At 69.2% G+C, this 16636-nt stretch carries 16 protein-coding genes; 10 read left to right on the forward strand and 6 right to left on the reverse strand.

Annotated elements, in window-relative coordinates; genetic code table 11:
- Window positions 1–150: 150 nt before the first annotated feature.
- Window positions 151–816, reverse strand: a complete 666-nt coding sequence (locus EV278_RS05445; RefSeq protein ID WP_132087667.1) for a ParA family protein — start codon at window positions 814–816, stop codon at window positions 151–153.
- 243 nt (window positions 817–1059) lie between these two features.
- Here EV278_RS05445 and EV278_RS05450 point away from each other — a divergent pair, with 243 nt between their 5' ends.
- Both EV278_RS05450 and EV278_RS05455 read left to right on the forward strand, forming a co-directional pair.
- Entirely contained in the window at window positions 1060–1767 is a 708-nt protein-coding gene (locus tag EV278_RS05450) for a TVP38/TMEM64 family protein (protein ID WP_132087669.1), read from the forward strand.
- Between the two features lie 343 nt (window positions 1768–2110).
- Complete coding sequence (locus EV278_RS05455) at window positions 2111–3685, forward strand: 2-isopropylmalate synthase (RefSeq protein WP_132087671.1); 1575 nt, start codon at window positions 2111–2113, stop codon at window positions 3683–3685.
- Between the two features lie 3 nt (window positions 3686–3688).
- Here the strand turns inward: EV278_RS05455 and EV278_RS05460 are convergent, their stop codons facing one another.
- Window positions 3689–4162, reverse strand: a complete 474-nt coding sequence (locus tag EV278_RS05460; RefSeq protein WP_132087674.1) for a hypothetical protein — start codon at window positions 4160–4162, stop codon at window positions 3689–3691.
- A gap of 134 nt (window positions 4163–4296) precedes the next feature.
- Between EV278_RS05460 and EV278_RS05465 the strand changes: the two genes are divergently transcribed.
- From EV278_RS05465 to rodA, 6 genes are all read left to right on the forward strand, one after another.
- A complete protein-coding gene (locus EV278_RS05465) occupies window positions 4297–5181 on the forward strand; it encodes a DMT family transporter (RefSeq protein WP_132087893.1) in 885 nt (294 codons plus the stop codon).
- A gap of 372 nt (window positions 5182–5553) precedes the next feature.
- Window positions 5554–6597 carry a rod shape-determining protein gene (locus tag EV278_RS05470; protein ID WP_056761599.1) on the forward strand — a complete coding sequence of 348 codons (1044 nt, stop codon included), beginning with the start codon at window positions 5554–5556 and terminating at the stop codon, window positions 6595–6597.
- Window positions 6598–6645: 48 nt separating this feature from the next.
- Window positions 6646–7845, forward strand: a complete 1200-nt coding sequence (gene mreC, locus EV278_RS05475; protein ID WP_132087677.1) for a rod shape-determining protein MreC — start codon at window positions 6646–6648, stop codon at window positions 7843–7845.
- Window position 7846: 1 nt separating this feature from the next.
- Window positions 7847–8356, forward strand: a complete 510-nt coding sequence (locus EV278_RS05480) for a hypothetical protein (protein WP_132087680.1) — start codon at window positions 7847–7849, stop codon at window positions 8354–8356.
- A gap of 4 nt (window positions 8357–8360) precedes the next feature.
- On the forward strand, window positions 8361–10412 hold the full coding sequence (gene mrdA, locus EV278_RS05485; RefSeq protein ID WP_132087683.1) for a penicillin-binding protein 2: 2052 nt from the start codon (window positions 8361–8363) through the stop codon (window positions 10410–10412).
- Entirely contained in the window at window positions 10409–11566 is a 1158-nt protein-coding gene (gene rodA, locus EV278_RS05490; RefSeq protein WP_132087686.1) for a rod shape-determining protein RodA, read from the forward strand. Before mrdA ends, rodA begins: the two co-directional genes overlap by 4 nt.
- 139 nt (window positions 11567–11705) lie before the next feature.
- On the opposite strand, the gene EV278_RS05495 is transcribed toward rodA, so the two are convergent.
- Both EV278_RS05495 and EV278_RS05500 read right to left on the reverse strand, forming a co-directional pair.
- Window positions 11706–12962, reverse strand: a complete 1257-nt coding sequence (locus EV278_RS05495; protein ID WP_132087689.1) for a DNA polymerase IV — start codon at window positions 12960–12962, stop codon at window positions 11706–11708.
- Window positions 12959–13606, reverse strand: a complete 648-nt coding sequence (locus EV278_RS05500) for a hypothetical protein (protein ID WP_132087692.1) — start codon at window positions 13604–13606, stop codon at window positions 12959–12961. The genes EV278_RS05495 and EV278_RS05500 overlap by 4 nt, the downstream gene beginning before the upstream one ends.
- 122 nt (window positions 13607–13728) lie before the next feature.
- Between EV278_RS05500 and EV278_RS05505 the strand changes: the two genes are divergently transcribed.
- Both EV278_RS05505 and EV278_RS05510 read left to right on the forward strand, forming a co-directional pair.
- Window positions 13729–14097, forward strand: coding sequence for a response regulator (locus tag EV278_RS05505; protein ID WP_132087695.1), 369 nt, complete (start codon window positions 13729–13731; stop codon window positions 14095–14097).
- A gap of 5 nt (window positions 14098–14102) precedes the next feature.
- Window positions 14103–15467, forward strand: coding sequence for a PleD family two-component system response regulator (locus EV278_RS05510; RefSeq protein ID WP_132087698.1), 1365 nt, complete (start codon window positions 14103–14105; stop codon window positions 15465–15467).
- A 65-nt stretch (window positions 15468–15532) separates the two neighbouring features.
- On the opposite strand, the gene EV278_RS05515 is transcribed toward EV278_RS05510, so the two are convergent.
- Window positions 15533–16309, reverse strand: a complete 777-nt coding sequence (locus EV278_RS05515; protein WP_132087701.1) for a glutaminyl-peptide cyclotransferase — start codon at window positions 16307–16309, stop codon at window positions 15533–15535.
- A gap of 126 nt (window positions 16310–16435) precedes the next feature.
- Window positions 16436–16603 (reverse strand): 50S ribosomal protein L33, encoded by a 168-nt coding sequence (gene rpmG, locus EV278_RS05520; protein WP_010920317.1) that lies wholly within the window; start codon window positions 16601–16603, stop codon window positions 16436–16438.
- Window positions 16604–16636: the final 33 nt, after the last annotated feature.

The raw sequence follows: 16636 nt of genomic DNA on the forward strand, positions 1-16636 counted from the left end.
CCAGACCCAACGGCCGGTTCCCGCAGCCGCAAGGTTCCCCAAGGTGGATGATGGTTATGGTCAAGGTATGAACAGAACTTCAACTCGCCGAATATTTTGACGCGAAGGCCAAATTCGCGGAAGCCGTTGCGCGACTTGAAAAATTCCGGATCAGCCGGCGCGGGCGTCGCGCCCGTGGCCGTCCAGGGCCAGCAGGCCGGCGACGTGGCTCCATAGGCGGTCGACCTCGCGGGCGGCCGGGGCCTGGGCGTCCCATTCCCCGACCGACAGGCCGCGCGCGATCGCCTGCTGGTAAAGGGTCCGCGAGCGCAGGCCGACCGGCGCGACCGGCAGGCCGCAGAAGCGTAGCGCCTCGACCGCCTGCTGCACGCTGGCGGGCTCGAACCCGCCGCGTTTGGACGGCGCCTGGTTCAGCACGATCAGCCCCGCCTTGCCCAGTCGCCGGACCATCTCGGCAGAGCGCGCCACCGAGGCGATGTCCAGGAAGGTGGGGCGGCAGACCAGGAGGCACAGGTCGGCGGAATTGACCGCGATAGCCACGTCGGCGTCCGGCGCGGCCGGCGTGTCGATCAGCATGACGTCATGGGCGTCGTGCATGGCCTGGGAGCGGGCCTGGAACAGCTTGCCGGCGCTGATCTCGGCCAGGGCGGGGCCGGGCGCGGCGCGGGCCCGCAGGGCGTCGGAGGCCGAGCGCTGCGGGTCGATGTCGGCCAGCAGCACCTTCCAGCCCGCCAGATGGGCGGTGAGGCTCAGGTTGATCGCCAGAGTCGTCTTGCCGGCCCCGCCCTTGCGGGAAATCACAGCCAAGGTCTTCACGCCGACGCTCTCCCCAAAACGCCCGGTCCGCAACCGGAAAAGCCTGTGGATAACTTAGCCGCCCGTTACGACAGGTTCGCAACTGAAATGTCGCGTTTGGGGAATCTTAACCATGGACCCTCGCGGCCGAAGGAAAGCTTGACTGTAAAATGTGCAACCGTGCGCGATCGGAGGTAGCGACCGTGGCCGGCCCGTTCGACCGCCCCCTCTTGACCGCGGCTGGGGCATGGGCGAGGCAGGCGGATGCTTCGTCGCCTGATCGACTTCTTCACCAACATGGACGCCCGCGCCTGGCGAACGGTCGCGGTGTCGTTCGTGCTGTTCGGCGGGGTGGGGGTGATCTTCCTGTTCGGGGCTCAGCTCCTGGGCCTGAACGGCGAGGTCACGGTCGAGCAGTGGCTGAGCGCCGCCCACGGGCCCTGGGCCCTGCCGGTCGCGGTCGGCGCCTTCGCGGTGCTGGCCTTCATCGGCGTGCCGCAGTTCGTGCTGATCGCCGCGGCGGTGGTCGCCTTCGGGCCCTGGACCGGCTTCGCCTACAGCTGGATCGGCACCCTGGTCTCGTCTCTGGTCGGCTTCTGGCTGGGGCGCACGTTCGGCGGCCGGCTGCTGCAGGATCTGGCCGGCGACGGCGTGGCCAAGTTCATGAGGCTGATCGGCAAGAACGGCTTCCTGGCCAGCCTGATCGTCCGGCTGGTGCCCTCGGCGCCGTTCATCGTGGTCAACATGGCGGCCGGCGTCACGCCGATGAAGCTGTTCGACTTCGCGGCCGGCACCGCTGTCGGCATCGTCCCGAAGATCGCCCTGACCGCCTTCGCCGGCAATTCCATCGTCCAGGCGCTGAAGGGCGGCGGCCAGCGGCACATCGTCATGCTGGTGCTGGCCGTGGCGGTGTGGATCGCCGCCGGTCTGGTCGCCCGCGCCTGGCTCAAGAAGCGCGAGGCGACGGAGTAGGCGAGGGCGGTTCGCGCCGTTCGAGGCCGTCTGGCGGGGTCGTTTGACGCGCCGATTCCGCCTCCCCCGCACGGCCTCCCTCAACCGGCGGGTGTCTCTGGTCGAAAGTTGCGTAGCGTGCGGCCAATCGCGCGATTAACGCAAAATGCTTGCTGGCTTTGGGCCTGCTGTGTAGAAAGCAACTCATGAACGTCGCGCGCCAACTGCTTTCGCTTCGGCTTACCAACCCCTGGGCGCTCTAGGGGCCGCGCTTCGTCGTGGCCGGGCGCGCAGGGGATGACTGAACCCGCCGCCCCAAAGGTCAGACCTGGCCCCACGCAGACACCTTCCGACGAGTAGATCCATGAGCTCCGTATCGCCCGCCGCTTTCGACAAGCGCGACAACGTCGTCATTTTCGACACCACCATGCGCGACGGCGAGCAGTCGCCCGGCGCCTCGATGTCGCATGACGAAAAGCTGGAACTGGCCAAGATCCTCGAGGAGATGGGGGTCGACGTCATCGAGGCCGGCTTCCCGATCGCCTCGAACGGCGACTTCGAGGCGGTCCGCGAGATCGCCAAGATCGTCAAGAACTCGACCATCGCCGGCCTGTGCCGCGCTCACCAGGTCGACATCGACCGTTGCGCCGAGGCCCTGAAGGGCACGCAGCGCGGCCGCATCCACGTGGTCATCGCCACCAGCGACCTGCACATGAAGCACAAGCTGCAGATGGAGCCGGACGCCGTCATCGACGTCATCGCCCGCTCGGTCGGCCACGCCCGCAACCTGCGCGACGACGTGGAGTGGTCGGCCGAGGACGCCACCCGCAGCGACCGCCAGTTCCTGCGCCGCGCGATCGAGACCGCCATCAAGGCCGGGGCCACGACGATCAACCTGCCCGACACGGTAGGCTACACCTATCCGTCCGAATACGCCGACCTGTTCAGCTGGATGGTCAACAACGTCGAAGGCGCCGACAAGGTGATCTTCTCGACCCACTGCCACAACGACCTGGGCCTGGCCGTGGCCAACAGCCTGGCCGGCGTGCAGGGCGGGGCGCGCCAGATCGAGTGCGCGATCAACGGCCTGGGCGAGCGGGCCGGCAACGCGGCGCTGGAAGAGATCGTGATGGCCCTGAAGGTGCGCGGCGACAAGCTGCCCTTCCAGACCGGCATCGACACCACCCACATCACCCGCGCCAGCCGCTACGTCTCGGCCATCACCGGCTTCCCGGTGCAGTATAACAAGGCCATCGTCGGCAAGAACGCCTTCGCGCACGAAAGCGGCATCCACCAGGACGGGATGCTGAAGAACCGCGAGACCTACGAGATCATGACCCCGGAATCGGTCGGCCAGGCGCCGTCCAGCCTGGTCATGGGCAAGCACTCGGGCAGCCACGCCTTCCGCGCCAAGCTGAAGGACCTGGGCTACGAGCTGGGCCAGAACGCCCTGAAGGAGGCCTTCGGCCGCTTCAAGGACCTGGCCGACCGCAAGAAGCACGTCTACGACGACGACATCATCGCCCTGGTCGACGACGCCCTGGCGCGCGGCTCGGAGCGCATCCGCGTCCAGCGCCTGCGCGTCGTGGCCGGCACCGACGGCCAGTCGGCCGAGCTGACCCTGGAAGTCGACGGCGAGATCAAGACCTCGGAGGCCTCGGGCGACGGTCCGGTGGACGCCGTCTTCAACGCCATCCAGCAGATCGTGCCGCACCAGGCGGCCCTGCGCCTGTTCCAGGTGCACGCGGTGACCGAGGGCACCGACGCCCAGGCCCAGGTCTCGGTCCGTCTTGAGGAGGACGGCCGCATCGCCACCGGCCAGGCCGCCGACACCGACACCCTGACCGCCTCGGCCAAGGCCTATGTCAACGCCCTGAACAACCTCATGGCGCGCAAGGAAAAGGGCCGGCCCGAAGCGGCGATCGCCAGCGGGTTCTAGCCGCTAGGCGGCCGCCCGCTTGGCGGACGGCCGCGTCGCCAGCAGCTCCGCCGACAGGTGGGCCTGCGGCTCGACGTCCAGTCCCAGCGTACGCAGGTCGTCGCACAGCGTCTTGCGCAGCTCCTGGTCGATGATGGCCCCGGCGTCGATCACCAGCGCGCCGCCCGGTCGCAGCATCGCCATGGTCGAGGCCGCGGCGGCGCGTGCATCGGGGACCGTCGAGCAGCCGACGATCAGCAGCACGTCGCTCTGCTCGTCGGCGGCGCGGCAGGTGGCCCGGCGGGCGGCCTCCACCCGGTCGTAACCCCGTCGCCACAGCACGCTCATCGCCTCGCCGGCGTCCGGCCCGGTCACCGCCACGAAGCACAGCGGCGTGGCCTGGGCCAGGGCGAGCATGCGCCCGAGGGTGTGATTGATCCCGTCGGTCGGAACGCCGAGCAGGAACCGCGCGGCCTGACGGAGCGGATGGGACGACATGCTCGAAACCTCGTGCTGGTCGCGCCCGTCACCGGACGGGCCGACGGTCAGGGTGTGCGCCCAGGAGGCCTAAGGCCTCCATTCGCAAACAGGCCGCCCCCATAAGGGCGGCATAAGGACCCCAAAGGATCGTGATGATCTGGATCCCGATCACCATCGCCGCCTCGTTCGCGCAGGTGGCCCGCAACGCCGCCCAGCGCTCGGTGATGGGCGATACCGGCCCGTGGGGCGCGACCCTGGTGCGGTTCCTGTTTGGCCTGCCGTTCACGGCGGTGTTCGTCGGCGTCGCCTTCGCCCTGACCCGGGGCGAGCATCCGCACGCCACCCCGGCCTTCTGGGCGGCGGCCCTGCTGGGCGGGGCCAGCCAGATCGCCGCCACCGCCGCCCTGCTGGTCGCCATGCGCCGGGCCGGGTTCGCCGTGGCGACCGCCGTGCAGCAGAGCTCGATCCCGCTGGCCGCCCTGCTGGGCCTGGTGGTCTATGGCGAGCAACTGAGCGCCGTGGGCTGGACCGGCGTGGCCGTGGCCAGCGCCGCCCTGCTGGTCGTCACCTGGCCGCGCGCCGGGGCCTCGGGGGAGAAGCCGGTCAGCGGCGCCCTCTTCGCCCTGCTGTCGGGCCTGGCGTTCGGCTTCTGCCTGAACGCTTTCCGCCAGGCCGGCCACGCGCTGGAGCCGGGCCATCCGATCTTCGCGGCGGTGGTCACCCTGATGACCGTGCAGATCGTCCAGACCCTGGCCCTGACCCTGTTCCTGGCGGTGAGCGATCGCGCCGCCCTGGTCGCGGTGGCCAAGGCCTGGCGGCCGTCGCTGGGCGCGGGGTTCTGGGGCGCGGCCGCTTCGGCCGGCTGGTTCATCGCCCTGGCCCTGGCGCCGGCCGGGCAGGTGAGGGCGGTCGGGGTGATCGAGGCGCCGATCGCCGCGCTCGCCGGCCGCCGCCTGTTCGCCGAAAGGCTGACCGCGGTCCAGATGATCTTCGGCCTGCTCGCGGCGGCCGGCGTGGCCATGGCCGCGCTCGGCTAGAAAAGGCCATGTTTCTGCGATGAAACCCCCGGCGCCGCCGTTCTGTGAAAACAGGTGGGACAGGGTCTGCAATAGACCTTGAAATCAACGCTTTCGCAGGGCAAACGGGCTTCGTCGGCAGCTTTGTGGCAGTCAGGCGACGGCGCGGCGGGAGCCAGCGCTCCCGTCGTGCGGCAAGTGCTGGTCAATGGGACAAAACCCGCAATTTGCGGGAATCATGTTGTCCTCGTTTGGAATTGAAGTAGGAGCCATCTTTCCCCTTCGCCTTCGTCGGTTCGCCGACACAAACGGCTCCGTTTCGCCTATCCGCCGCCTTCCGTTTCGAACGACCCCCAGCCGCTTCGCCCCCCTATCCCTCAGTCAGGGCTTTCAATGTTTTCTTCCCTCTTCGGCGTCATCTCCAACGACATCGCCATCGACCTGGGCACCGCCAACACCCTGATCTACCAGAAGGGCAAGGGCATCGTGCTGAACGAGCCGTCGGTGGTCGCGCTGCGCAATGTGGGCGGTCGCAAGATCGTCCATGCGGTGGGGATCGAGGCCAAGCAGATGCTGGGCCGCACGCCGGGCCACATGGAAGCCATCCGCCCGATGCGCGACGGGGTCATCGCCGACTTCGAAGTCGCCGAGGAGATGATCAAGTACTTCATCCGCAAGGTTCACAACCGCAAGGGCTTCGTGAATCCGAAGGTGATCGTCTGCGTGCCGTCGGGCGCAACCGCCGTGGAACGCCGCGCCATCAACGACAGCTGCCTGAACGCCGGCGCCCGCCGCGTCGGCCTGATCGACGAGCCGATGGCCGCCGCGATCGGCGCCGGCCTGCCGATCCACGAGCCGACCGGTTCGATGGTCGTCGACATCGGCGGCGGCACCACCGAGGTGGCCGTGCTGTCGCTGTCGGGCATCGTCTATTCGCGCAGCGTCCGGGTCGGCGGCGACAAGATGGACGAGGCGATCATCAGCTATATGCGCCGCCACCATAACCTGCTGATCGGCGAGACCACCGCCGAGCGCATCAAGAAGGAAATCGGCACCGCCCGCGCCCCGGCCGACGGCGAAGGCCTGTCGATCGACGTCAAGGGCCGCGACCTGATGCAAGGCGTGCCGCGCGAAGTCCGCATCAGCGAAAAGCAGGCCGCCGACGCCCTGGCCGAGCCGGTCGGGCAGATCGTCGAGGCGGTGAAGGTGGCCCTGGAAGCCACCCCGCCGGAACTGGCCAGCGACATCGCCGACAAGGGCATCATGCTGACCGGCGGCGGCGCCCTGCTGCGCGGCCTGGACGCCGAGATCCGCGACCACACCGGCCTGCCGGTCACCGTGGCCGACGATCCGCTGTCGTGCGTGGCCCTGGGCTGCGGCAAGGTGCTCGAGCATCCCAAGTGGATGAAGGGCGTTCTTGAATCGACTCTCGCCTAGGCATCAAATCCGCTTTGACGCCGCGGGGGGCGTCGGGAGAACGCGTACGTGCCCTTTCGCGAAGGTCCGCTCGGTGACCTGAAAGTGCCGCTGACCTGGACCGCGGCCGTGGCGTTGATCGTCGCGGTCGTGATTGCCGTGGCCTTCCTGCTGGCCGACCGGCGCGAGACCCTGCAGCAACAGGCCTACGGCGTCACCCGCCAGACGGTCGACACGGTCTCCAAGCCGGTCAGCGGCGTGATCGCCGCGCCCGGACGCTGGACCGGCCTGGGCGTCGACTTCGTCAGCAGCTACTTCTTCACCGCGTCGGAGAACCGCAAGCTGAAGGCCGAGCTGAGGGAGATGCGCGGCTATCGCGACATGTACCTGGCCGAGGTCGACAAGAACCAGAGCTACCGGTCGCTGCTGGGCCTGCGCACCGATCCGCCGATCCCGATGGTCGCCGCCCGCGTGGTCGCCGACACCCGCGGCCCGTTCGCCAACACTCGCCTGGCGGACTCCGGCTCGGAGAAGGGGGTGATGATCGGCAATCCGGTGATGAACGAGCGCGGCCTGGTCGGCCGCGTGGTCGGCGTCGCCCGTGGCGCCAGCCGGGTGCTGCTGCTGACCGACATCGCCTCGCGCACGCCGGTGATGGTCGACCGCACCAACGCCCGCGCCATCCTGACCGGCGACGGCGGCCCCAATCCGAAGCTGGAATATCTGCGCGGCGTCGATCCGATCAAGGAAGGCGACCGGGTCGTCACCTCGGGCGACGGCGGCGTGGTGCCGCGCGGCCTGCCGGTCGGCGCGGCGGTCAAGGGTCTGGACGGGCGCTGGCGGGTGGTGCTGTTCGCCGACGACGCGGCCATCGACTATGTCCGCATCCTGCTGTTCAAGGACTTCGCCCAGCTGGCCGACCAGAAGGCCCTGCTGACCCGCAGCCTGCCGCCGGTCACCACCGAGGATCCGGACGTCTCGATCCTGGGCCCGGTCGCCACGACGCCCAAGCCCCCCGCCCAGGCCGGCGCGGCGCCGACGGCGGCCGGCGCGACGCCGGCGGCCCAGGCGACAACGACCCCGGCGACGGCGCAGACGACGGCCAAGCCCCCCGCTACGACCCCGCCAGCGGCCAAGCCGCCGGCCGCGGCCACCTCGCCGTCCGCGGCGCCGAAGCCGGCGGGTTCGAAGCCCGCGACGACCCGGCCCGCCGCGGCCAGGCCGGCGACAGCCGCGCCAAACGGCCAGCCGGCCGGCGGGGAGATCTAGCGTGGGCGGCGCGCGGCCCCTGCACCCCGGCCTGTGGCTGGGTGTGCCCGCCCTGCTGTGCGTGCTGGCGACCGTGGTCTTCGCCGCGCCGATCCGCGTCTGGGGCCTGCAGCTGCCCGAGCCGGTGTTCGCCATGGTCCCGGCCTTCGCCTGGGCGCTGATCCGGCCCTCGATTCTGGCGCCGTTCGCCCTGCTGGCGCTGGGCTTGTTCCTGGACATGTTCTGGGGCGGGCCGACGGGCCTGTGGGGTCTTTCGCTGCTGGTCGCCTACGCCACCGCCCTGGCCGGCCGCAGCATGGTGACCGGCCAGAGCCAGCCGGTGATGTGGGCCTGGTTCGCCGGCGTCACCGCCATCGCCATGGCGGGCGGCTTCCTGTTCAGCATGCTCGACAGCCTGGCCATGCCCAGCCTGCTGGCGGTATTCTGGCAGTTCCTGGTGACAACCCTGTTGTTCCCGTTCGCCCACCGGCTGATCGACCGGTTCGAGGACGCGGACGTTCGGTTCCGGTGACGCCATGAGCGAACCGTCGATCATGTTCTTCGAGGTGAACGAGCGGCAGGGGGTGTTCCACCGCCGCGCGTTCCTGATGGGCGGTCTGGCCGGCGGCGGCCTGCTGGCCCTGGGCGGCCGGCTGGCCCAGCTGCAGCTGGTCGAGGCCCAGCGCTACCAGAAGCTTTCGGCCGGCAACCAGTTCAACTACCGCCTGACGCCGCCGCCGCGCGGCCTGATCCTGGACCGCAACGGCGTGGCCCTGGCCTCCAACCGGCCGAACTTCCGGCTGATGGTCAGCAAGGACTCCAAGGACTTCGACGTCGAGGCCACGCTCGACGACCTGGCCCTGCTGGTGCCGATCGACGCCGCGCGTCGCGCCCGCCTGGTCAAGGAGATCGCCCGCGCGCCCAAGAAGGCTCCGGTGGCGGTGATGGAGGACATGACCTGGGAGGAGTTCTCCCGCGTCAATATCCGCGCCCCGGAGCTGCCGGGGGTGACGGCCGACATGGGCGAGGTGCGGGTCTATCCGTTCGGCGGCGCCTTCGCCCACGTGATCGGCTACGTCGCCAAGGTCTCGGACCGCGACCTGGAGAAGGCCAAGGACGACCCGACCCAGGACCAGGACCTGCTGCACCATCCGGGCTTCCGGATCGGCAAGGCCGGCATCGAGAAGTCCCTCGACCGCGACCTGCGCGGCCGCCCCGGCGCCACCAAGGCCGAGGTCGACGCCCAGGGCCGCGTCGTGCGCCTGGATCCCGATGGCGACATCCCGGCCACGCCCGGCAAGGAAGTGCGCCTGACCCTGGACGCCGACATCCAGAACCGCGCCCTGGAGGTGATGGGCGACGAGAGCGGCGCCATCGTGGTGATGGACATCCGCACCGGCGACCTGCTGGCCATGGTCTCGGCCCCCAGCTTCGACGCCAACCGCTTCGTCAAGGGCCTGTCGGGACCGGAATACAAGGCCCTGGCCGAGTACGAGCGCAAGCCGCTGCTGGACAAGGTGCTGAACGGCACCTTCCCGCCGGGCTCCACCTTCAAGCCGACCGTCGGCCTGGCCGCCCTGACGGCGGGGATCGATCCCGAGGTTCGCGTCAACTGCGGCGGCAGCTGGTACTATGGCGGGCGGACCTGGCGGTGCTGGCAGAAGGGCGGCCACGGCTCGCAGAACCTGCACGAGGCGATCAAGAACTCGTGCGACATCTACTTCTACCAGACCTCGCTGAAGATCGGCCCCGACGCCATCGCCAGCGCCGCCCGCGCCATGGGCTTCGGCAGCACGTTCGACATCGGCATTCCGGGCCAGAAGAAGGGCCTGGTTCCCGACCGCGAGTGGAAGAAGCGGGCCTTCAAGAAGAATCCGGCCAACCAGATCTGGTTTCCGGGTGAGACCCCCAGCTACGGCATCGGGCAGGGGGCGCTCAGCGTCAACGCCCTGCAGCTGGCGGTGATGACCTCGCGCCTGGCCAACGGCAAGAAGGCGCTCAACCCGCGCCTGATCAAGTCGGTGGGCGGCGTCGAGCAGCCCAGCGGCGCGGCGGTGCCCGACCTGCCGTTCTCGATGGAGCACCTGGCCTATGTGCGCGGCGGCATGGCGGCCGTGGCCAACGACGTGCGCGGCACCGCCTATCGCCAGAGCCAGCTGGGGCTGGGGGACGTGCAGATGGCCGGCAAGACCGGCACGGCGCAGGTTCGCAGCTACGACAAGGTCAAGAGCCGCAACAGCGCCAGCGTCCAGTGGAAGCTCAAGGACCACAACCTGTTTGTGGCCTTCGCGCCCTATGACGACCCGCGCTACGCGGTGGCCGTCATCGTCGAGCACGGCGGCCTGGGCGGCGCCACCGCCGGGGCCCCGCGGGCCCGCGAGGTGATGCGCGTGGCCCTGCTGAAGGATCCCGAGATCCGGGCCCGCATCGAGCGGCCCATGCCGTTGCCGGCCGAGCCGGTCGAGGCCGCCCCCGACGGTTCGGTCGAGGGCGCCGCGCCCGACGACCCCACCGTCGGCGCCCCGCCGCCGTCGCCGGCCGCCGCCCCGACCGTTCCCGCGCCTCCCGCTTCCGGAGCCCCCCGATGACCCTCAGCGGCGGCCTCAGCCGGCCCGGTGAACGCGACCGGCCGATCATCAAGTTCATGGAGATCGACTGGACCCTGTGCCTGGTCCTGTGCCTGATCGCCGGGACCGGGGCGCTGATGCTGTTCTCGATCGCCGGCGCCTCGTGGGAGCCGTGGGCCGACAAGCACCTGCTGCGCTTCGGCATCTATTTCGTGCTGATGATCATCCTGGCGATGGTGGACCTGCGGGTCTGGTTCACCATGGCCTATCCGATCTACGGCATAGCCCTGCTGCTGCTGGTGGCGGTGGAGGCGGTCGGCGACGTGTCGCTGGGCGCCCAGCGCTGGCTGGCCATCGGGCCGCTGCGGTTCCAGCCGTCCGAGATCATGAAGATCGGCGTCGTCCTGGCCCTGGCCCGCTACTATCACGGCCTGTCGGCCGACAGCGCCCGGCTGTCCTGGAAGCTGCTGATCCCCCTGGCCCTGATCGGCGCCCCGACCCTGCTGGTCGCCCACCAGCCCGACCTGGGCACCGCCGTGCTGATCGCCCTGCCGGGCTTGGCGGTGATGGTGCTGGCCGGCCTGTCGCTGCGGCTGATCATCATCGGGATCGTCGGCGGCCTGGCGGCCCTGCCACCGTTCATCTTCTTCGTGCTGCACGACTACCAGCGCAACCGGATCCTGACCTTCATGGACCCGGAGAAGGATCCGTCCGGCAACGGCTACCACATCATGCAATCCAAGATCGCCCTGGGCTCGGGCGGGCTGATGGGCAAGGGCTTCGGCCTGGGCTCGCAGAGCCAGCTGAACTTCCTGCCCGAGAAACAGACCGACTTCATCTTCGCCACCCTGGCCGAGGAGTTCGGCTTCGTCGGCTGCTTCAGCGTGCTGTTCCTATACGGCGTGGCGATCTTCATGGCCCTGCGCATCGCCTCGATCAGCCACAGCCACTTCGGCCGGCTGTCGGCCGCCGGGGTGACGGCGACCTTCGCTCTCTACGTGCTGATCAACGGCGCCATGGTCATGGGCATGGCTCCGGTGGTGGGCGTGCCGATGCCGATGCTGTCATATGGCGGCACCGTCATGCTGACGGTGATGATCGGCTTCGGCCTGGTCCAGGCCGTGCGGGTGCACCGCTATACCGAGGTGACCAGCGGCAAGGGTTCGCTGATGTGAGTTGGGGGGAGCACTTGCCCCCACCTGGCGGCTTCGCCGCATGTCCGCCCCCATAGGGGGCGGAGCCTTCATGGCGCGGTTTTTCCCCCTCTGGGGGAAGACGATCGCGAAGCGATCCGTAGGGGGCAAGTGGCAGCCGCTACTTCCCCTTCAGCGCCCGCCCGGTCACCACCGCCCCCGCCCCGAACTTGCCCCGCAGGCCGTCGATCACCGTCTCGCTCTTCAGCGCCTTGCGCTCGTCGCTGGCGAAGAAGTCGTCGGCCGCGCCCTCGGCGGGCACGAAATCGGTCAGGCCGGCGCCGATCAGGCGGTAGTGCAGGCCCTTCGGCTCGGCCGCCAGCAGCTCGCGGGCCACCTGGAACAGGGTGCGGGCCGTCTGGGTCGGGACGGCCAGCGTGCGACGGCGGGTGTGGATCTTGAAGTCCGGCGTGCGCAGCTTCAGCGTCGCCACCCGGCCCGCCAGCCCGCCGGCCCGGGCCTGGCGGGCGACCTTCTCGCACAGCGGCCACAGCTCGTCCTCCAGGTCCTCGCGCCTGTAGAGGTCGTCGTTGAAAGTGGTCTCGGCGCTGATCGTCTTGCGCTCCTGGTCGGGATCGACCATCCGCGTGTCGCGCCCGTGGGCCAGGTGGTGCAGGCGCAGCCCGCCCGAGCCCAGCACCTTGACCAGCCACTTGAGGTCGGCGCGGGCGATGTCGCCGACCGTGCGCAGGCCTTCCGAGGCCAGGGCCGTCACCGTGGCCGGGCCGACGCCGGGCAGGATCGACACCGGCCGGGGGGCCAGGAACTCGGCGATCCCGACCGCCCCGATCACCGAGAAGCCGCGCGGCTTGTCCAGTTCCGAGGCGATCTTGGCCAGGAACTTGTTGGGGGCCAGACCGATCGAGACGGTAATGCCGACCTCGGCCTCGATCTCGCGCTGGACCCTCGCCAGCATTACCGCCGGCGGCGCGCCGTGCAGGCGTTCGGTGCCCGACAGGTCGATCCAGGCCTCGTCCAGCGACAGCGGCTGCACCAGCGGCGTCAGGGCCTCCAGCTTGGCCATGATCCGCCGGCTCTCGTGCCGGTACTTGGCGAAGTTGGGCTTGATGACCACGGCGTCGGGGCACAGCTTCAGCGCCTTGTACATCGGCATGGCCGAGCGCGGACCGCTCATCCGGGCGATGTAGCAGGCCGTGGTCACCACGCCCCGCTTGCCGCCGCCGACGATCACCGGCTTGTCGCGCAGCGACGGATCGTCGCGCTTCTCGACCGAGGCGTAGAAGGCGTCGCAGTCCATGTGGGCCATGCTCAGCCGGCCCAATTCCTCGTGGAAGACGACGCGCGGCGACCCGCAGGCCGGACAGCGCGAGGCCTTGGCCTCGCCCGTCGCCAGGCAGTCGCGGCAGAGGGATTTCATGGGAACAGCTTGCGCTCGATGGCGGCCTTCAGGTCCGGCCACAGGTCGATGCGGGCGTGCCGATCGGGATCCGAGGGGGCCAGGGGCCGCAGGCGCTCGTCGGCCACCATCTGGAAGCGGCTGACCCGCGGCGCGCTGTCCGCCACCGAGTTCAGCTGCGGCAGCAGGTCGTCGACGAACACCGACGGCGAGGCCGTGCGCTCGGACAGATGCGCCGCCGACGGCCCCTTGGGGCCGCTGTTGATCACCAGCGGATAGTCGAAGCCGTGGGTCTTCAGCCAGCGGATGCGCGACTGGCGGCCGTGCTCGGGGGCGTTGGTCAGGATCACGACGTCGGCCCGGGCGGACAGGTCGGCCAGGGCGTCCGCCGCGCCCTCGGCGGGCGGCAGGTCGTCGGCCCCGTCGCGGAAGAAGTCGTCGAACAGGGCCCGGCCGGCGATCAGGTCCAGGTGCTGGGTCTCGCCCGGGCGGTAGATGTTCTGGAACAGGGCGAAGCGGTCGACCCGCAGTTCGAATCCATGGCGCCCGATGAACGTTCCGAAGCCATGCATGAACCGCGCGAGGACCTCGTCGACATCGACGATGACCAGTGGCGCGTCCGGGCGCACGGTGCAGGCCTGAAGGTCGGAAAGACAGGGTTCCATGATCTACGATTGGTCAAGGTAAACGCGATTAGCGCGGGCTTAAGGATATTCGTGCGATCTGGAATCCAGAAGCGATGCGAATCCCTCACGCATCGCCACGGACCGGAATGGTCGGGGTCAGGATGACGAAGAAGGTCCTCATCGTCGAGGATAACGAGCTGAACATGAAACTCTTTCATGACCTGCTCGAAGCCCAGGGCTATGACACCCTGCAGACCCGCGAGGGCCTGCAGGCGCTGTCGATCGCCCGGGAGCACCGTCCGGACCTGATCCTGATGGACATCCAGCTGCCCGAGATTTCCGGCCTGGAAGTCACCAAGTGGCTGAAGGAGGACGACGACCTGTCCCACATTCCCGTCGTCGCCGTGACCGCGTTCGCCATGAAGGGCGACGAGGAGCGGATTCGCGAAGGCGGCTGCGAGGCCTATATCTCCAAGCCGATCTCGGTGTCGCACTTCCTGGACACCATCCGCCGGTTGCTGGAAAGGTAAGGGCCGTGAGCGCGCGCATCCTGGTCGTCGACGACATCGAGGCCAATGTCCGCCTGCTCGAGGCCAAGCTGTCGGCCGAATATTATCAAGTGTCCGTCGCCTATGACGGCCCCACGGCGCTTGCCGTGGCGGCGGACGAGCTGCCCGACGTGATCCTGCTGGACGTGATGATGCCCGGCATGGACGGCTTCACCGTCTGTCGCAAGCTCAAGGAAGACCCGGCCACCCGCCACATCCCGGTGGTGCTGGTCACGGCGCTGGACGGCCGCGCCGACCGCATCCAGGGGCTGGAGGCCGGCGCCGCCGACTTCCTGACCAAGCCCATCGACGACGTCATGCTGTTCGCTCGGGTGCGCAGCCTGACCCGCTTCAAGCTGGTGATCGACGAGCTGCGCCAGCGCGAGGCTTCGGGCCGGCGCATCGGCGTGATCGCCGGCGCCGCCTCGCGGCTGGACGGCCTGGGCGGCCGGGTGCTGGTGGTCGACGACAACGAGCGCCAGGCCCAGCGCGTGGCCGCCGAGCTGGCGGTCGAGCACCGCCCGGTCATCGAGTCCGACCCCGCCAAGGCCCAGATCAGCGCCGGCGGGCCGGTGGATCTGGTGATCATCAACGCCGCGGCCAAGGGCTTCGACGGCCTGCGCTTCGCGGCGGGCCTGCGCTCGGACGAGCGCACCCGCCACCTGCCGATCCTGGCCATGGTCGATCCGGACGAGCGTCCGCGCATCGTCAAGGCGCTGGAGATCGGCATCAACGACATCCTGCCCCGGCCGATCGATCCGCAGGAACTGGCCGCCCGGGTCAAGACCCAGATCCAGCGCAAGCGCTACACCGACTATCTGCGCCAGAACCTCGACCACAGCCTGGAACTGGCGGTCACCGACCAGCTCACGGGCCTGCACAACCGCCGCTACATGACCGGCCAGCTGGACTCTCTGGCCAAGCGCGCGGGCCTCGGCGGCGATCCGGTCGCAGCGCTGCTGATCGACATCGACCACTTCAAGAAGATCAACGACGGCTTCGGCCACGACGTCGGCGACGAGGTGCTGCGCGAGTTCGCCCTGCGCCTGGCCTCCAACGTTCGCGCCATCGACCTGCCTTGCCGCTACGGCGGCGAGGAGTTCACGGTGATCATGCCCGACACCCAGCTGGCCGACGCCCTGCGCATCGCCGAGCGGATCCGCATGCACGTCTCCGGCTCGCCGTTCCGCGTGGCCCACGGCAGCGAGCTGCTGACCGTGACCATCTCGATCGGCGTCTCGGCCACCAGCGGCCCCAACGACACCCCCGAGGCCCTGCTCAAGCGCGCCGACGAGGCCGTGTACGAGGCCAAGAAGTCGGGCCGCAACGCCGTGGTCGGCAAGGCGGCCTGATCGGGCCGGGGACATGCCCTTGCGGCGTGTCTCGCTTTTCAGGCGCGGCGTTTCCCCGGCCAAGCCTACGGCTTCGCCACCACCTTGATCTCGTACAGCCGCGGCCACAGCTTGCCGGTCACGATCAGGCGGTCGGTCCTGGCGTCATAGGCGATGCCGTTCAGCACGTCGGCGCGGGCCCGGTCGGCGTCCGGCAGCAGGCCCGTCAGGTCGATCCAGCCGGTCACCTTGCCGGTCGCCGGGTCGATGCGGGCGATGCGGTCGGTCTGCCAGATGTTGGCGTAGATCTCGCCCTTGACCCATTCCAGCTCGTTCAGCTGGTCCACCGGCCGGCCCTCGTCGGTCACGGTGACGCCGCCGGTCTCCTTCAGCGTCTCCGGATCCAGGAACCGCAGGCGCGAGGTGCCGTCGCTCATGATGATCCGCCTGTCGTCGCGGGTCAGGGCCCAGCCCTCGCCGGGATAGTGGAACTCGCCCTTGGTCTCGAAGTCGTCGATCCCGTAGACGAAGCCGAGCTGGTTCTTCCAGGTCAGCTGGATCAGCCGGTCCTTCCAGTCGATGATCCCCTCGCCGAAGAACTGGCTGGAGATCGAGCGCTCGTTCTCGACGCCGCCGGTCTCCAGCACGACCTTGCGGATCGACGAGGCGCCCTCCAGGCCCGTGCTCTCGTACAGGAAGCCGTCGCGCAGGAAGAGGCCCTCGGTGAAGGCGCTGGGGTCGTGGGGATAGGTGCGGACCACCTGGTAGCCATAAACCGGGGTGGCGGCGTGGACGCCCGGCGAACAAGCGCTGAAAGCCAGGGCGACGGTCAGCCAGAGGCAGGCGAGGGGGATTCGGCGCATGGGCCAGCTAGGCCTTCGCTCGGCGGCGAAAACAAGACGCTTCCGGGCCAAGAACGATAGGCCGAAACGAAAAAACGCCCGGCTTGGCGGCCGGGCGTCTTGTCGCATCACGAAGGGTCGGCAGACCTACTTGATCTTGCCTTCGCGGAATTCGACGTGCTTGCGGATGACCGGATCGTACTTCTTCAGCACCATCTTTTCGGTCTTGGTGCGGGCGTTCTTCTTGGTCACGTAGAAGAAGCCGGTGTCCGCCGTCGAGTTCAGGCGGATCTTGATGGAAGCCGGTTTGGCCATGGTCGAATCCCTGCGATGGTCGCGCAGGTCCCT

The organism is Caulobacter sp. BK020 (genome assembly GCF_004342605.1).
Lineage (GTDB): Bacteria > Pseudomonadota > Alphaproteobacteria > Caulobacterales > Caulobacteraceae > Caulobacter.

Excerpts from the sequence above, each read along its gene's own strand:
- EV278_RS05470 (WP_056761599.1), top strand. The coding sequence starts at position 5,554 with ATGTTTTCTTCCCTCTTCGGCGTCATCTCCAACGACATCGCCATCGAC.
- EV278_RS05505 (WP_132087695.1), top strand. The coding sequence starts at position 13,729 with ATGACGAAGAAGGTCCTCATCGTCGAGGATAACGAGCTGAACATGAAA.
- EV278_RS05515 (WP_132087701.1), bottom strand. The coding sequence starts at position 16,309 with ATGCGCCGAATCCCCCTCGCCTGCCTCTGGCTGACCGTCGCCCTGGCT.
- EV278_RS05450 (WP_132087669.1), top strand. The coding sequence starts at position 1,060 with ATGCTTCGTCGCCTGATCGACTTCTTCACCAACATGGACGCCCGCGCC.
- EV278_RS05460 (WP_132087674.1), bottom strand. The coding sequence starts at position 4,162 with ATGTCGTCCCATCCGCTCCGTCAGGCCGCGCGGTTCCTGCTCGGCGTT.
- EV278_RS05455 (WP_132087671.1), top strand. The coding sequence starts at position 2,111 with ATGAGCTCCGTATCGCCCGCCGCTTTCGACAAGCGCGACAACGTCGTC.
- rpmG (WP_010920317.1), bottom strand. The coding sequence starts at position 16,603 with ATGGCCAAACCGGCTTCCATCAAGATCCGCCTGAACTCGACGGCGGAC.
- EV278_RS05465 (WP_132087893.1), top strand. The coding sequence starts at position 4,297 with ATGATCTGGATCCCGATCACCATCGCCGCCTCGTTCGCGCAGGTGGCC.
- rodA (WP_132087686.1), top strand. The coding sequence starts at position 10,409 with ATGACCCTCAGCGGCGGCCTCAGCCGGCCCGGTGAACGCGACCGGCCG.
- EV278_RS05500 (WP_132087692.1), bottom strand. The coding sequence starts at position 13,606 with ATGGAACCCTGTCTTTCCGACCTTCAGGCCTGCACCGTGCGCCCGGAC.
- mrdA (WP_132087683.1), top strand. The coding sequence starts at position 8,361 with ATGAGCGAACCGTCGATCATGTTCTTCGAGGTGAACGAGCGGCAGGGG.
- EV278_RS05495 (WP_132087689.1), bottom strand. The coding sequence starts at position 12,962 with ATGAAATCCCTCTGCCGCGACTGCCTGGCGACGGGCGAGGCCAAGGCC.